A 15,889-nucleotide genomic window follows, 5' to 3' on the forward strand; every position below is an offset into this window, starting at 1 on the left:
GAAATTGCTCGCAAAACCTTATGCCGATTGGCCTACCGCAGATTTTTGATACTCGTATTAGGTCAGCGAAATATCGGTGACGCGGCGCGGCGCCTCCAGATATTCCTTCGACTGCATCTCGACGATACGCGACACCGTGCGCGTGAACTCGTTGGCCATCGGCCCTTCGACGTACAGTTCTTCCGCGGGCACGGCCGCCGACATCAGCAGCTTGACCTTGTGGTCGTAGAACACGTCGATGAGCCAGGTGAAGCGGCGCGCTTCCGATGCCATGCGCGGCGTCATTTGCGGCACGTCCGACAAGATGACCGCGTGAAAGCGGTTCGCCAGTTCGAGATAGTCGTTCTGCGAGCGCGGGCCGCCGCATAGCGTCGCAAAGTCGAACCAAACGACACCGTCGGCTTTGCGCAATGCCTTGATCTCGCGCTTCTCGATGTGCAGGATCGGGCTTTCGTCGGGCACGGCCGCGAGTTTCGCGAAATCCGCACGCAACGCCTCGCTCGCCGACGCACCAAGCGGCGTGTGATACGCCTTCACCGTCGAGAGCGTTTGCCTGCGGTAATCGGTGCCGGCATCGACGTTGAGCACGTCGAGATGCTCTTTGATGAGCTCGATCGCGGGCAGAAGACGATCGCGATGCAGCCCTTCCGGATACAGCGTGTCGGGCTGGTAATTGGACGTCATCACGAACTGCACGCCGGCCTTGAAAAGACGGTCGAGCAGGCGATACAGGATCATCGCGTCGGCGATATCGGAGACGTGAAACTCGTCGAAACAGATCAGCCGATAACGCTTCGCGATGCGTTTGGCGAGTTCGTCCAGCGGATCCGACTGCCCTTTCAGTTCCTCCAGCTCGCGATGCACCTCGCGCATGAATTCGTGAAAATGCAGACGCGTCTTGCGCTGCACCGGCACGACCGCATAGAAGCTGTCCATCAGGAAGCTCTTGCCGCGCCCGACGCCGCCCCACATGTAGACGCCGCGCGGCAACTCGGGACGCACGAGAAACTTCTTGAGCGCGTTCGAGCGGCGCGCCTTGTACGCGACCCACTCTTCATAGCACTGTTGAAGACGCGCGACCGCCGCGAGCTGCGCCTCGTCCGATTGATAACCCCGCGTGCGCAGTTCGTTTTCGTAGTATTCGGTGACGTTCATCTTCGGCCGTTCGATGTGACAAAGGCGAGCGGATCAACCCGCTCGCCTTTGTTGTGCTGCCTTACTGCCAAGGCAAACGGTATTACATGTTCAACGCGCGCTTGTCGACGGCGAGCGCCGCTTCGCGCATCACTTCAGACAGCGACGGATGCGGATGGCAGATGCGGCCGATATCTTCTGACGCCGCCTTGAACTCCATCGCCACGACCGCTTCCGCGATCAGATCCGACGCGTCCGCAGCGATGACGTGCACGCCGAGGATTTCGTCGGTCTTCGCGTCCGCGATCATCTTGACGAAGCCTTCGGCACGGCCGATGCCGAGCGCGCGGCCGTTGGCCATCATCGGGAACTGGCCGGTCTTGATCTCGCGGCCTTCGGCCTTGAGCTGCTGCTCGGTCTTGCCGACCCACGCGATTTCCGGTTCCGTGTAGATGACCCACGGCACGCAGTTGTAATCGATGTGCGGCTTCTGACCGTCGATGATCTCCGCCACCGCCACGCCTTCGTCTTCCGCCTTGTGCGCGAGCATCGGGCCGCGCACCACGTCGCCGATCGCGTACACGCCCGGCACGCTCGTCGCGCAATGATCGTCCACGTCGATGAAACCGCGCTCGTTCGCCTTCAGGCCGATGCTTTCCAGACCGAGGTTATCGGTGTTCGGCACGCGGCCGATCGACACGATCAAACGATCCGCTTCCAGCGTCTGCGCGTTGCCTGCGTTGTCCGTGTAAGCGATCGAAACGCCGTTGGCGCTCGTCTTCACTTCGCCGATCTTCACGCCGAGGTGAATGTCGAGACCCTGCTTCTTGAACTGCTTCGCGGCTTCCTTCGCGAGCGACTCGTCCGCCGCGCCGAGGAATTGCGGCAGCGCTTCGAGCACGGTCACTTCCGCGCCGAGACGACGCCACACCGAGCCGAGCTCCAGACCGATCACGCCCGCGCCGATCACGGCGAGCTTCTTCGGCACGGAATCGAACGACAGCGCGCCTTCGTTGTCGGCGATCAGCTTGTTGTCGACCGGAATGTTCGGCAGATGGCGCGCCTTCGAACCCGTCGCGATGATCACGTTCTTCGCCGTGACGACTTCCGTCTCGCCTTCGCCCGACACTTCGATCTGCACGCCGGCCGCGTTCTTCCCGGTGAACTTGCCATGACCCTTGAGCCACGTGATCTTGTTCTTGCGGAACAGGAACTCGATGCCCTTCGTCATCTTTTCGACGATGCCGTCTTTGCGCGCGAGCATCTTCGACACATCGAGCTTCACGTCCGACACGCTGATGCCGTGATCGGCCAGATGCTTCGACGCATTCTCGAATTCTTCCGACGACGCCAGCAGCGCCTTCGACGGAATGCAGCCTACATTCAGGCACGTGCCGCCGAGCTTCAATGCGCCTGCCGGGTTCTTCCACTTCTCGATACACGCAACCGACTTGCCGAGCTGCGCTGCGCGAATCGCCGCGATATAGCCGCCAGGGCCCGCGCCGATCACGACGACATCAAATTCTTTGGACATGACTTTCCTTGGTGTGTCTCCGCTTTTGCGGAGCAGCCTCTTGCGATGCGCGCGAGCCTATCGCGCGCATCGAGGCAACTAAGCTTGTATTACAGGTCCAGCAGCAGACGAGCCGGATCTTCCAGCGCGTCCTTCATCGCGACCAGCGACAGCACGGCTTCGCGGCCGTCGATGATGCGGTGGTCGTACGACAGCGCGAGGTAGTTCATCGGACGGATCACGATCTGGCCGTTTTCGACGACCGCGCGTTCCTTCGTGGCGTGCACGCCGAGAATCGCGGATTGCGGCGGGTTGATGATCGGCGTCGAGAGCATCGAGCCGAACACGCCGCCGTTCGAGATCGAGAACGTGCCGCCGGTCATTTCTTCGATCGACAGCTTGCCGTCCTTCGCCTTCTGGCCGAATTCGGCGATCTTCTTCTCGATGTCGGCGAGGCTCATCTGATCCGCATTGCGCAGGATCGGCACGACGAGACCGCGCGGCGAACCGACCGCGATACCGATGTCGAAGTAGCCGTGATAGACGATGTCGTTACCGTCGATCGATGCGTTCACGAGCGGGAACTTCTTCAGCGCGTGGACGGCGGCCTTCACGAAGAACGACATGAAGCCGAGCTTCACGCCGTGTTCCTTCTCGAAGCGGTCCTTGTACTTGTTGCGCAGATCCATGACCGGCGCCATGTTGACTTCGTTGAACGTCGTCAGGATGGCGTTGGTTTGCTGCGATTCGAGCAGACGTTCGGCGATACGCGCACGCAGACGCGACATCGGCACGCGCTGTTCCGGGCGGTCCTTCAGCCACTGATCGGCCGATGCCGGTGCGCTGACTTGCGGCAGCGACGGCTTCGCGGCGCGCGCGGCGGCCGGAGCCGGTGCGGCGGCGGGCTTGGCCGGTGCGGCAGCCGGTGCGCCGGCTTGAGCGGCGAGCGCGTCGCCCTTCGTGATGCGGCCGTCGCGGCCCGAGCCCGACACCTGATCCGCCGACACGCCCTTCTCGGCCAAGATCTTCGTCGCGGCCGGCGATGCGGCGCCGCCCGCCGATGCTTGCGCAGCAGCCGGAGCCGACGTGGCAGCGGCGGTTTCCGCGACCGGCGCGGGCTTCACTTCGGCGTCGCCGGCAGCGGCGACGGCGGCAGGCGCTTCGCCCGCTTTCGCTTCGGTGTCGATCTTGGCGATGAGTTCGTCGGCGGTGACGATATCGCCGTCGTGCTTGATGACTTGCGCCAGCACGCCGGCCGACGGAGCCGGCACTTCGAGCACGACCTTGTCGGTCTCGATTTCGATGAGGATTTCGTCCTGGGCGACAGCCTCACCCGGCTTCTTCTTCCACTGCAGCATGGTCGCTTCCGAGACCGACTCGGAAAGCTGGGGAACCTTGACTTCTACGATAGCCATTTCTGTATTTTCCTGATGCGTGTCTGTGTGTACGAGCAGCGAAACCGGGGAACGTCCGTTCGCCCGGTTTCGATCAAGCAATGCTTACTTCGCGATGACCTGCGCGCCCTTGAGGCGGCCGAACGCGCCTTCCACGAGCACCTTCTGCTGCTCGTAGTGCTTCGCGTAGTAGCCAACCGCCGGCGATGCCGATGCAGGACGGCCGCTGTAGGCCAGCTTCATGCCTTCGCGCATGCCTTCGCGCAGATGGTGCTCGACGTAGAACCAGGCGCCCTGGTTCTGCGGCTCGTCCTGCACCCACACGACTTCGGTCGCGTTCTCGTACTTCTTGAGTTCCGCGTCGAACTGCTTGTGCGCGAACGGGTACAGCTGCTCGATACGCACGATCGCGACATCGTTGCTCTTCGCTTCGCGGCGATGCGCGATGAGGTCGTAATAGACACGGCCCGAGCACACGATCACGCGCTTGACCTTCTTCGCCTCGATGGCTTCGTCCGTTTCGCCGATGACCGGCTGGAACGAGCCCTTCGCCAGTTCCGACAGATCGGACACGGCTTCCTTGTGACGCAGCAGCGACTTCGGCGTGAAGATGATGAGCGGCTTGCGGAACAGGCGGATCATCTGACGGCGCAGCAGGTGGAAAACCTGCGCCGGCGTCGTCGGCTGGACCACTTGCATGTTGTGATCCGCGCACAGTTGCAGGAAACGCTCAATACGCGCCGACGAGTGCTCCGGACCCTGACCTTCGTAGCCGTGCGGGAGCATCATCGTGAGACCGGAGACACGGCCCCACTTCACTTCGCCCGACGAGATGAACTGGTCGATCACGACCTGCGCGCCGTTCACGAAGTCGCCGAACTGCGCTTCCCACGCGACGAACGTGTTCGGTTCAGCGGTCGAATAACCGTACTCGAAACCGAGCACCGCTTCTTCCGACAGCACCGAGTCGATCACCGTGAACTTGGCCTGGCCTTCCGCGATGTTCTGCAGCGGAATGTACGTGCCGTCGTTCCAGCGCTCGCGGTTCTGATCGTGCAGAACGGCGTGGCGGTGCGTGAACGTGCCGCGGCCCGAGTCCTGGCCCGTCAGACGCACGGCATAGCCCGATGCGACCAGCGATGCGAACGCGAGGTGCTCGCCCATGCCCCAGTCGAGCTTGGCCTCGCCGAGACCCATCGCGCGGCGGTCGTTGATGACGCGCTCGACGAGCGGGTGAACCTTGAAGTTTTCCGGAATGGTCGTGATGCGCTCGGCCAGACGCTTGAGTTCCGCGAGCGGCACCGCCGTGTCGGCCGCGTCGGTCCACTTGCGGTTCAGGAACGGCACCCAGTCGACCGCGTACTTGCTCTTGTAGTTCGAGAGCACCGGATCGATCGTGTGATGGCCTTCGTCCATCGCCTGACGATATTCCTTGACGAAGTTGTCCGCTTCCTCGGCCGTGATGACGCCCTGTTGCACCAGCTTTTCGGCGTAGACGGCGCGCGTGCCCGGATGCTTCGCAATCGTCTTGTACATCAGCGGCTGCGTGACCGCCGGCGTGTCCTGCTCGTTGTGACCGAGCTTGCGGAAGCAGATGATGTCGACGACCACGTCCTTGTGGAACTTCATGCGGAAGTCGATGGCGAGCTGCGTCGCCAGCACGACGGCTTCGGGATCGTCGCCGTTCACGTGCAGCACCGGCGCCTCGATCATCTTGACGACGTCCGAGCAATACAGCGTCGAGCGCGCATCGCGCGGATCCGACGTCGTGAAGCCGATCTGGTTGTTGATGACGATGTGCAGCGTGCCGTGCGTGCCGTAACCGCGCGTCTGCGCGAGGTTCAGCGTTTCCATCACGACGCCCTGGCCCGCGAAGGCCGCGTCGCCGTGCACTTGCACCGGCAGCACTTGCAGGCCTTCTTCGTCGCCGCGACGATCCATACGCGCCTTGGCCGAGCCTTCGACCACCGGATTCACGATTTCGAGGTGCGACGGGTTGAATGCGAGCGACAGGTGAACCGGGCCGCCTTCCGTGGCGACGTCCGACGAGAAGCCCTTGTGGTACTTCACGTCGCCGGCCGGCAGGTCATCGACGTGCTTGCCTTCGAATTCGGCGAAAAGGTCCGCCGGCATCTTGCCGAGCGTATTGACGAGCACGTTCAGACGCCCGCGGTGCGCCATGCCGATGACGATTTCCTGCACGCCGTTCTTGCCCGCGTGACGCACGACTTCGTCCATCGACGCGATGAAGCTCTCGCCGCCTTCCAGTGAGAAGCGCTTCTGGCCGACATACTTGGTGTGCAGGAAACGCTCGAGGCCTTCGGCAGCCGTCAGGCGATTCAGGATGTGCTTCTTCTTGTCGTTCGAGAAATTCGGCGTCGAGCGAATCGACTCGAGCTGCTCCTTCCACCAGCGCTTCTGTTCCGGATCGCTGATGTACATGAACTCGGCGCCGATCGTGCCGCAGTACGTGTCGCGCAGCGCCTTGACGATGTCGCGCAGCGATGCCTGCTCGAAACCGAAGTACAGGTTGTTCGCGTTGAACACCTGATCCATGTCGGCTTCGGTGAAGTCGTAGAAGCCGGGTTCGAGTTCGGGAATGGGGGGACGCTCGCGGCGCTTGAGCGGATCGAGATTGGCCCATTGCGTGCCAAGGAAGCGATACGCGCCGATCAGCGATTGGACGTAGACTTGCTTTCGCGCGGTGGTCAGATCACCGGTGCTTTCGCGCGGCAGAAAGGCGTTCGCCTTCGCGCGCTGAGCGAAAGATTCGACGATGGGGCCGTGAGCCACGTCGTTGTGAGCCGTGCCGTCCGAAGCGGGCACGTTCTGCAACGCGTCGAAGTAGGCGCGCCAGGTCTCGGGCACTGACGCGGGATTATCGAGATATTGCTCGTACAACTCTTCGACGTACGGAGCATTACCGCCGAACAGATAAGAGTTCGACTGGAATTGCTTCATCATTTTACGCTCACCTTTCTTCGAGTTTCTCGAGGAAGTGCGGGTTACGAAACCTTCCGCGCCACGGCCTGACCGTTTAGCGGATTGCGCGAATCAAGTCTGCTTGGAAGGACCTAAAAAGCGACAGCTAATCCGAGAAGCATAGCACAGAACGAATAGTCATATGACGTATCGCCGCATGTGCCCTCGCCTCGTCGTCGCCTCGCCATCCTTTACGCAACAAGGATGTGCGGGCTATTCTGAGATAAGCAAGGGTCTCGTGCAGCGCGCCGAAGAATGACAAAAGCCGCCCGAAGGCGGCTTTTGTTCCGACGTTGCTCACAGATGCATGCGCAGCTTATTCGGCGTTGGCTTCGCGGCTTGCGCGGCGACGCTCGTGTTCTTTCAGATGACGCTTGCGCAGACGAATCGACTGCGGCGTGACTTCGACGAGCTCGTCGTCGTCGATGAACTCGACCGCGTATTCGAGCGAAAGCTGGATCGGCGGAACAAGACGCACGGCTTCGTCAGTGCCCGATGCGCGCACGTTCGTCAGCTGCTTGCCTTTGATCGGATTCACGACCAGGTCGTTGTCGCGGCTGTGAATGCCGATGATCATGCCTTCATAGAGCGCATCGCCCGGCGACACGAACATGCGGCCGCGATCCTGCAACTTCCACAGCGCATAGGCGACAGCAGCGCCATCGTCCTGCGAGATCAGCACGCCGTTACGGCGCTCGCCGACCGAGCCTTCCTTCACCGGCGCGTACGAATCGAAGGTGTGGCTCATCAGGCCCGTGCCGCGCGTGAGCGTCAGGAACTCGCTCTGGAAGCCGATCAGCCCGCGCGCCGAAATCTTGTACTCGAGACGCGTGCGGCCACGGCCATCCGAGGTCATGTCGAGCATTTCCCCCTTGCGGCGGCCGAGCTCTTCCATCACGCCGCCCTGATGCTGGTCTTCGATATCGACCGTCAGGTTTTCATACGGCTCGCACTTCACGCCGTCGATTTCCTGCAGCACCACGCGCGGACGCGACACGGCCAACTCGTAACCTTCACGGCGCATGTTCTCGACGAGAATCGTCAGATGCAGTTCGCCGCGGCCCGACACTTCGAACGTCGTTTCGTCGCCGGTGTCTTTCACGCGCAGCGCGACGTTGTGATTCAGTTCCTTCGTCAGACGATCGCGGATCTGGCGACTCGTCACGAACTTGCCTTCCTTGCCTGCGAGCGGCGACGAGTTCACGAGGAAGTTCATCGTGAGCGTCGGCTCGTCAACGGTGATCATCGGCAGCGCTTCGGGATTGTCCGGCGAGCAGATGGTCACGCCGATGCCGATTTCCTCGATACCGTTGATGAGCACGATATCGCCAGCCTGCGCCTCTTCCACCTGCACGCGCTCGAGGCCGTGGAACGACAGCACCTGATTGATCTTGCGATTCAGGATCGCGCCGTCCGGACCCGAGCGCACGGCGACCTGCATGCCCGGGCGGATACGGCCACGCGCGACACGGCCCACGCCGATACGGCCGACGTACGAGTTGTAGTCGAGCGACGTGATCTGAAGCTGCAAAGGACCGTCCGGATCGGCCGGACGCACGGGAACGTGTTCGAGAATGGCTTCGAACAGCGGGCGCATCGTGCCTTCGCGGACATCGGGTTCGAGGCCGGCGAAGCCGTTGAGACCCGACGCGTAGACGATCGGGAAGTCGAGCTGCTCTTCGGTCGCGCCGAGCTTGTCGAACAGATCGAAGGTCTGGTTGATCACCCAGTCGATACGCGCGCCCGGACGGTCCACCTTGTTGACGACGACGATCGGCTTCAGGCCGAGCGCGAGCGCCTTCTTCGTGACGAAGCGCGTTTGCGGCATCGGGCCTTCGACGGCGTCGACGAGCAGCAGCACGGAATCGACCATCGACAGCACGCGCTCCACTTCACCGCCGAAGTCCGCGTGTCCCGGCGTATCGACGATGTTGATGTGCGTGCCTTCGTATTCGACGGCGCAGTTCTTCGCCAGGATCGTGATGCCACGTTCCTTTTCGATGTCGTTCGAGTCCATGACCCGCTCGGCGACCTGTTGGTTTTCCCGGAAGGTGCCCGACTGGCGGAGCAACTGGTCGACGAGCGTGGTCTTGCCGTGGTCGACGTGGGCAATGATGGCGATATTGCGGAGGGCGCGAGTCATAGAAAGTGTCTTGGTTGTGCGCCGTAAGAGCGAGTCCCTTCTGTTGCGAGACTCCGTGGCTCGGCAAGCCCCCTCTGGAAAGCGTCATGCAAGCATGACTACGCGGGCCCGGCGCGGTGAGAACCGAAGAGTATAGCACGCACGGATGTCTAAACCTGGCAATAGGACTCAACCCGTAAATCGGGCCAGCAACCGCAGCATGTCCGCGGCGTCGGGTCGCGACGAACCGCAGGCCGGGCGTGGGCGGATTGTTAAGCATGTTCAGAAAAGATCCTTGCACGGTGCGAAACGCCTCCCTATAATCCTGCCTAGTCAACTATTGCAATCGCACAAATATTCTTATGAGCGACGCTCCGAAATCCGCGGCGATCGGCGACTACGTGCTCGCCGAGAGCGTCGGCTATCTGATCAGCCGGGTCCGCTCGACCATGTGGAACATGGTCACGCAACACACGACGTCCGAACTGGGCATCACGAGCACGCAGGCAAGCATCCTGTTCATGCTGGCGGTCGGCAAATGCCTGACGGCGGCGGATATTGCCCGCGAATACGGCATCGATGCGAGCGCGGTCACGCGTCTCATCGACAGACTGGAAAAGCGCGGCCTGCTTTCGCGCGTGCGCAGCGAGGAAGACCGGCGCGTCGTGCGCCTCGCGCTGACGGACGAAGGTCACGCGACCGCGGAAAAGATACCCGCCATCTTCACGCGCGTACTGGACAACCTGCTTGCCGGTTTCACGCCGGAGGAAGTCGGCTTCCTCAAAAGCATGCTGCGGCGGATTCTCGCGAACTCGTGCGATCCATCCGTCGCGCCACTGCTGGGCGGCAACGATAAGCCTGGTACGTCATTGCGATGACAAGCAAATTCGTCATCGCAACCCTACAAAAAGATTGCAACGTCCACCTTTAATTTGCATCTCGAGAGACGAGATATGAACCAGCACTTCCTGTCCGCCATTCGCGGCGAAAGCCGTGCGAAGCGCGCCGTCGCCGCCGCGGTGGCCGCGCTTGCGCTCGCCGGCTGCGCGAACTATTCGGGCATTTCGAGCGACAAGCAGATCGCCGCGCCGGAAAACTTCGAGGCCACGCAAAGCGTGCCGGGCCAAGGCGGCCAATGGCCCACGCTCGACTGGGCGAAGCAGTTCGGCGATCCGCAACTGCCGCAACTGATCGACGAAGCGCTCGCCGACAATCCGAGCATCGCGCAGGCGCAGGCGCGCATCGCGAAGGCGTCGTCGTATATCGAGACGTCGCGCTCGGCGCTTTATCCGAAGGTCACCGGCTCGTATTCGTGGACGCGCGAACTCTATTCCGCCAACGCCCTCTTCCCGCCGCCTTATGGCGGGACGTGGTTCAGCGAGAACAACGTGCTCGCGAGCGCGTCGTGGGAACTGGATCTGTGGGGCAAGAACCGCTCGCGCCTCAACATGGCGGTATCGCAGCAGAAAGCCGCCGAAGCCGACATGCAGCAGGCGCGCGTGACGCTTGCGGCGTCGGTCGCGCGCACGTACAACCAGCTCGCGCTGCTCTACGCGCTGCGTGACGTGGCGCAACGCGAAATCGCGAACCGTCAGGACGTCGGACGCATCACGAACGGGCGCGTCGCGGCCGGGCTCGACACCAACGTCGAGCGCCGAACGGCGGAAGGCAACGTCGCGACCAGCCAGACGAACTCGACGGAACTCGACGGCCAGATCGAAACCGTCCGCTATCAGCTCGCGGCGCTGCTCGGCAAAGGCCCGGATCGCGGCCTCAAGATCGCGAAACCCGTGATCGACCCGAACGTCAACGTGACGCTGCCCGACAACGTGCCCGCCGATCTCGTCGCGCGCCGCCCGGATATCGTCGCCGCGCGCTGGCAGGTCGAAGCCGCGACCCACAACATCAAGGAAGCGAAGGCCGAGTTCTTCCCGGACATCAACCTCGCGGCGGCCTTCGGTTTCGACGCGTTCGGCTGGAGCCGCTTCCTGCAGGCGAGCAGCCGCCAGATCCAGGCCGGTCCGGCGATCCATCTGCCGATCTTCGACGCCGGCGCCTTGCGCGCGCAGTTGAAAGGCCGTTACGCGGACTTCGAAGGCGACGTCGCGAACTACAACCAGACGCTCATCAACGCGATGAACGATGTCGCGACCAACATCTCCGCAATCCGCTCGCTCGACAAGCAAATGGCCGACGCCCAGCGCGCGCTCGCGGCGGCGTCGAGCGCGTATCAGCTCGCCGTGATCCGCTACAAGGCCGGCCTGTCGCCGCAATTGCAGGTGCTCAACGCCGACGAAAACCGCCTCGCCAACGAGCAGACCGTGACGAATCTGCGCCTGAAGCGCACCGATCTGCAGATCGCGCTGATCAAGTCGCTCGGCGGCGGATTCGACGCGACGAGCAGCAATCTCGCGATCGGCGGCAGCGGACAAAGTCAGACGACGACGCAGGCGGCCAATCAGGCCACGCCGTCGAACTAAGCGCCCACAAGAACACGCATCGGACCAAAAACGGAATTTTCGGAGTCTTTCATGAGCGACCCTCAACAAAACGCAGCCGCGGCCGCCGCGCCCGCGCCGAAACAGAGCAACGGCAAACGCCGAGCGCTGATGACGCTGATCGTGCTCGTCATCATCATCGCGGCTATCGCGTACGGGCTGTACTACTTCCTCGTCGCGCGCTTCCACGAAGCCACCGACGACGCCTACGTGAATGGCAACGTCGTGCAGATCACGCCGCAGGTCGTGGGCACGGTGATCTCGGTGAACGCCGACGACACGCAGACCGTGAAGATAGGCGATCCGCTCGTCGCGCTCGATCCGGCCGACTCCAAGGTCGCGCTCGATCAGGCCGAGGCAAATCTCGCGCAGACTGTGCGCCAGGTACGCACGTTCTTCGTCAACAACAACCAGTACGAAGCGCAGATCGCGTTGCGCCGGTCCGATCTGTCGCGCGCGCAGGACGATTTGAAGCGCCGCATGCAGGTCGCGCAGACGGGTGCGGTCTCGCAGGAAGAAATCTCGCACGCCCGCGACGCGGTGCGCAGCGCGCAGGCCGCGCTCGACGCCGCCGAGCAGGAGCTCGCGTCGAACCGTTCGCTCACGGCCAACACGACGATCGCCGATCACCCGAACGTGCTCGCCGCCGCCGCGAAGGTCCGCGATTCCTACATCAACTACGCGCGCAACACGCTGCCCGCGCCGGTCACGGGCTATGTCGCCAAGCGCTCGGTGCAAGTCGGCCAGCGCGTGTCGCCGGGCAATCCGCTGATGGCGATCGTGCCGCTCAACGCCGTGTGGGTCGATGCGAACTTCAAGGAAGTGCAGCTCAAGCACATGCGGATCGGCCAGCCGGTCGAGCTGACGGCCGATCTGTACGGTTCGGGCGTCGTGTATCACGGCAAGGTGGTCGGTTTCTCGGCCGGCACGGGCTCGGCTTTCTCGCTGCTGCCCGCGCAGAATGCGACCGGCAACTGGATCAAGGTGGTGCAGCGCCTGCCGGTGCGCATCCAGCTCGATCCGAAAGAACTGGAAGCGCATCCGCTGCGTATCGGCCTGTCGATGAACGTCGACGTCACCATCAAGGACGAGCAAGGCGGCCAGCTCGGCAACGCGCAGAACACGGTCTACCAGACGAATGTGTTCGACAACTACGGCGCGCAGGCCGATCAGGAAATCGCGCGCATCATCCAGCAGAACGCGGGTACGGGTGCGGGCGCAGGGTCGTCGGCGCAGAGCGCGTCGCCGGCGCACGGGCGCGCGACGAAGTCGGCGTCGGCCGCCAAGCTGATGTAAGCGGACTCGCCACATGTCTTCGCAAAACGTCGTACATCCGCCGCTGTCGGGCGGAAAGCTCGTCATCGGCACGATCGCCGTATCGCTCGCGGTGTTCATGAACGTGCTCGACACGTCGATCGCGAACGTCTCGATTCCGTCGATCTCCGGCGATCTCGGCGTGTCGTCGGATCAGGGCACGTGGGTCATCACGTCGTTCGCGGTCGCCAACGCGATCTCGGTGCCGTTGACCGGCTGGCTCACGCAGCGTCTCGGGCAGGTGCGGCTCTTTCTCGGCTCGATCATCCTGTTCGTGATCGCGTCGTGGCTCTGCGGTCTCGCGCCGACGCTCCCCTTCCTGCTCGCCGCGCGCGTATTCCAGGGCGCCGTCGCCGGCCCGATGATCCCGCTGTCGCAAACGCTGCTGCTCGCGAGTTATCCGCGCGAAAAAGCGCCGATGGCGCTATCGATGTGGTCGATGACCACGCTGATCGCGCCGGTCGCGGGGCCAGTCCTCGGCGGATGGATCTCGGACAACATCTCGTGGCCGTGGATCTTCTACGTGAACATTCCGGTCGGCATCGCGGCGGCGCTCGCTACGTTCGCGATCTTCCGCGACCGCGATTCCGCGATCCGCAAGGCGCCGATCGACACGGTCGGGCTCGGGCTGCTCGTCGTCTGGGTCGGCTCGCTGCAGATCATGCTCGACAAAGGCAAGGATCTCGACTGGTTCAACTCGACGACGATCGTCGTGCTCGCGCTCATCGCCGTGATCGCGTTCGCGTTCTTCATCGTGTGGGAGCTGACGGCGGAGCATCCGGTCGTGGATTTGTCGCTCTTCGAGCTGCGCAACTTCACCGGCGGAACGATCGCGCTGTCGATCGGATACGGGCTCTACTTCGGCAATCTCGTTCTGCTCCCGCTGTGGCTGCAGACGGATATCGGCTACACGGCGACGAACGCCGGTCTCGTGATGGCGCCCGTCGGGGTGTTCGCGATCCTGCTTTCTCCGATCACCGGCAAATTCCTGCCGCGCACCGATCCGCGTTACATCGCGACCGCCGCGTTCCTCGTCTTCGCGCTGTGTTTCTGGATGCGTTCACGCTACACGACCGGCGTCGACACTTGGGCGCTCACGATACCGACGCTGATTCAGGGCATCGGCATGGCGGGCTTCTTCATTCCGCTCGTGTCGATCACGCTGTCGGGCTTGCCGGGACATCGAATTCCGGCGGCGTCGGGGCTGTCGAACTTCGTGCGGATCATGTGCGGCGGCATCGGCACGTCGATCTTCTCGACGGCGTGGGAGCATCGTTCGATCGTGCATCACGCGCAACTCGTCGAAAGCGCCAATTCGTACAACCCGGTGTTCGCGAATTCGATGCAGCAGATGGGCGCGCTCGGCCTGACGCACGAGCAGACCGTCGGCCTCTATAACAGCATGGCGACGCAGCAGGCCGCGCAGCTCGGCGTGAACGACATGTTCTATATTTCGGCGGGGATTTTCGTCGCGCTGATCGTGCTGATCTGGATCACGCGGCCCGAGCGTTCGGGCGGTGGAGATTCGGCGGCGGCGGCATCGGCGGCGCACTGATCGCCTGACTGCTCCCAAAAGAACAGAGCCCGGTCGACATCGACCGGGCTCTTTTTCATCGCGCCGTGACGATGAGCCGTTCCGGCGCGAGCACACCCTCGCCCGCGCGCGCCACGCCCAGCAGACGGCCGCCTTCTTGCGCATAAACGCGCACGCGGCCTGCTTCGAGACGCGTTTTCACGACGTCCGCGAGCTTCAGACGTTGACCGTGCAGGAAGCGCTGCGTCGCTTCGTCGTTCAACTGAACCGCGGGAAACGTGGATAGCAGTGCATCGACGGGCTGAAGCCGCTCGTCGCGCTCCGCTTCGCTCAGGCTCGCGAGGTGATCGAGCGTGACCGCCTGTTCGAGCGTCAGCGCGCCGACACCGGTGCGCCGCAACGCCGTCAGATGCGCGCCGCAGCCGAGCGCTTCGCCGATGTCCTCGGCCAGCGTCCGTACGTAAGTGCCCTTGCTGCACGTCACGCGAAACGTCACGAGGGGCAGCGCGCACGCGATCAACTGCAGCGCGTGAATCGTCACTTGCCTGCCCTCACGCTCGACCGTCTGACCGGCGCGCGCGTATTCGTAGAGCGGCTTGCCGTCGCGCTTGAGCGCCGAGTACATCGGCGGGACTTGCACGATTTCGCCGATGAACCGCGTCATCGCTTCGACGACGGCAGCTTCGTCGCACGTCACGTCGCGGGTATCCACCGCCTCGCCTTCGGCATCGCCGGTCGTCGTGCGGATACCGAGGCGCATCGTCGCTTCGTAGGTCTTGTCGGCATCGAGCAGGTCTTGCGAGAACTTCGTCGCTTCGCCGAAGCACAACGGCAGCAGACCGGTTGCGAGCGGATCGAGCGTACCCGTGTGGCCCGCCTTCTTCGCCAGATAAATCCGCTTTGCCTTGATGAGCGCATCGTTGCTCGACAGCCCGAGCGGCTTGTCCAGCAAGAGCACGCCGTCGAGCGCGCGGCGGGGAATCTTCGGACCGCCCTTCACTCACGCACCTTCTTCGTCATCTTTTGCGCGCGTCGCGTTTGCCTCGTCGATCAGGCGCGACATCTCGACGGCCTTCTCGATCGTCTGGTCATAGTGGAAATGCAGCGTCGGCACCGTGTGGATGTGCAGGCGCTTGAACAGCATATTGTGCAGATGTCCCGCCGCATGATTGAGCCCTTCCTGCGTCTGCTTCGGATCGCCCGTCAGCGTCGTGAAGTAGACCTTCGCGTGCGCGTAGTCAGGCGTGAGCTCGACGCTCTGAATCGTCACGAGTCCGACGCGCGGGTCTTTCACCTCGCGCATCAGTTCCGAAAGATCGCGCTGGATCTGATCCGCAATCTGCACGTTGCGGTTCGCGGATGTCCGTTTTTTAGCCATGATTTCGTTTCCGTATTCTT

11 protein-coding genes are annotated in these 15,889 nt (G+C 62.9%); 4 read left to right on the forward strand and 7 right to left on the reverse strand.

The genetic code is table 11. From position 1 onward, the window contains the following. Positions 1-57: 57 nt before the first annotated feature. The 5 genes from zapE to typA all read right to left on the reverse strand — a co-directional run bounded on the left by zapE (position 58) and on the right by typA (position 9,166). On the reverse strand, positions 58-1,155 hold the full coding sequence (gene zapE, locus NCS00_RS08610) for a cell division protein ZapE (RefSeq protein ID WP_034473201.1): 1,098 nt from the start codon (positions 1,153-1,155) through the stop codon (positions 58-60). Between the two features lie 82 nt (positions 1,156-1,237). Next, on the reverse strand, positions 1,238-2,668 hold the full coding sequence (gene lpdA / locus NCS00_RS08615; RefSeq protein WP_008349243.1) for a dihydrolipoyl dehydrogenase: 1,431 nt from the start codon (positions 2,666-2,668) through the stop codon (positions 1,238-1,240). An 89-nt stretch (positions 2,669-2,757) separates the two neighbouring features. Further along, the gene (gene odhB, locus NCS00_RS08620; RefSeq protein WP_008349242.1) at positions 2,758-4,062 is read right to left on the reverse strand and encodes a 2-oxoglutarate dehydrogenase complex dihydrolipoyllysine-residue succinyltransferase; all 1,305 of its coding nucleotides are present in this window, start codon (positions 4,060-4,062) and stop codon (positions 2,758-2,760) included. 84 nt (positions 4,063-4,146) lie between these two features. Further along, positions 4,147-7,005, reverse strand: coding sequence for a 2-oxoglutarate dehydrogenase E1 component (locus NCS00_RS08625; RefSeq protein ID WP_008349241.1), 2,859 nt, complete (start codon positions 7,003-7,005; stop codon positions 4,147-4,149). A gap of 334 nt (positions 7,006-7,339) precedes the next feature. Further along, positions 7,340-9,166: a translational GTPase TypA gene (typA, locus tag NCS00_RS08630; RefSeq protein ID WP_008349240.1), complete on the reverse strand. Its 1,827-nt coding sequence runs from the start codon at positions 9,164-9,166 to the stop codon at positions 7,340-7,342. 341 nt (positions 9,167-9,507) lie between these two features. On the opposite strand from typA, the gene NCS00_RS08635 reads away from it, so the two are divergent. The 4 genes from NCS00_RS08635 (at position 9,508) to NCS00_RS08650 (ending at position 14,512) form a co-directional block, all read left to right on the forward strand. Further along, complete coding sequence (locus NCS00_RS08635) at positions 9,508-10,023, forward strand: MarR family winged helix-turn-helix transcriptional regulator (RefSeq protein ID WP_008349239.1); 516 nt, start codon at positions 9,508-9,510, stop codon at positions 10,021-10,023. A 75-nt stretch (positions 10,024-10,098) separates the two neighbouring features. After that, positions 10,099-11,625, forward strand: coding sequence for an efflux transporter outer membrane subunit (locus NCS00_RS08640; protein ID WP_250439903.1), 1,527 nt, complete (start codon positions 10,099-10,101; stop codon positions 11,623-11,625). Positions 11,626-11,676: 51 nt separating this feature from the next. After that, positions 11,677-12,939, forward strand: coding sequence for an HlyD family secretion protein (locus NCS00_RS08645; protein WP_008349236.1), 1,263 nt, complete (start codon positions 11,677-11,679; stop codon positions 12,937-12,939). A gap of 13 nt (positions 12,940-12,952) precedes the next feature. Beyond that, positions 12,953-14,512: a DHA2 family efflux MFS transporter permease subunit gene (locus NCS00_RS08650; RefSeq protein WP_034473204.1), complete on the forward strand. Its 1,560-nt coding sequence runs from the start codon at positions 12,953-12,955 to the stop codon at positions 14,510-14,512. A gap of 55 nt (positions 14,513-14,567) precedes the next feature. Here the strand turns inward: NCS00_RS08650 and truB are convergent, their stop codons facing one another. Both truB and rbfA read right to left on the reverse strand, forming a co-directional pair. Beyond that, positions 14,568-15,491, reverse strand: a complete 924-nt coding sequence (truB, locus tag NCS00_RS08655; protein WP_250439904.1) for a tRNA pseudouridine(55) synthase TruB — start codon at positions 15,489-15,491, stop codon at positions 14,568-14,570. Then, entirely contained in the window at positions 15,492-15,869 is a 378-nt protein-coding gene (gene rbfA / locus NCS00_RS08660) for a 30S ribosome-binding factor RbfA (protein WP_008349233.1), read from the reverse strand. Between the last annotated feature and the right edge of the window lie 20 nt (positions 15,870-15,889).

Source organism: Caballeronia sp. AZ1_KS37 (genome assembly GCF_023631165.1).
Classification (GTDB): domain Bacteria; phylum Pseudomonadota; class Gammaproteobacteria; order Burkholderiales; family Burkholderiaceae; genus Caballeronia; species Caballeronia zhejiangensis.

Excerpts from the sequence above, each read along its gene's own strand:
- zapE (WP_034473201.1), bottom strand. The coding sequence starts at position 1,155 with ATGAACGTCACCGAATACTACGAAAACGAACTGCGCACGCGGGGTTAT.
- lpdA (WP_008349243.1), bottom strand. The coding sequence starts at position 2,668 with ATGTCCAAAGAATTTGATGTCGTCGTGATCGGCGCGGGCCCTGGCGGC.
- odhB (WP_008349242.1), bottom strand. The coding sequence starts at position 4,062 with ATGGCTATCGTAGAAGTCAAGGTTCCCCAGCTTTCCGAGTCGGTCTCG.
- NCS00_RS08625 (WP_008349241.1), bottom strand. The coding sequence starts at position 7,005 with ATGATGAAGCAATTCCAGTCGAACTCTTATCTGTTCGGCGGTAATGCT.
- typA (WP_008349240.1), bottom strand. The coding sequence starts at position 9,166 with ATGACTCGCGCCCTCCGCAATATCGCCATCATTGCCCACGTCGACCAC.
- NCS00_RS08635 (WP_008349239.1), top strand. The coding sequence starts at position 9,508 with ATGAGCGACGCTCCGAAATCCGCGGCGATCGGCGACTACGTGCTCGCC.
- NCS00_RS08640 (WP_250439903.1), top strand. The coding sequence starts at position 10,099 with ATGAACCAGCACTTCCTGTCCGCCATTCGCGGCGAAAGCCGTGCGAAG.
- NCS00_RS08645 (WP_008349236.1), top strand. The coding sequence starts at position 11,677 with ATGAGCGACCCTCAACAAAACGCAGCCGCGGCCGCCGCGCCCGCGCCG.
- NCS00_RS08650 (WP_034473204.1), top strand. The coding sequence starts at position 12,953 with ATGTCTTCGCAAAACGTCGTACATCCGCCGCTGTCGGGCGGAAAGCTC.
- rbfA (WP_008349233.1), bottom strand. The coding sequence starts at position 15,869 with ATGGCTAAAAAACGGACATCCGCGAACCGCAACGTGCAGATTGCGGAT.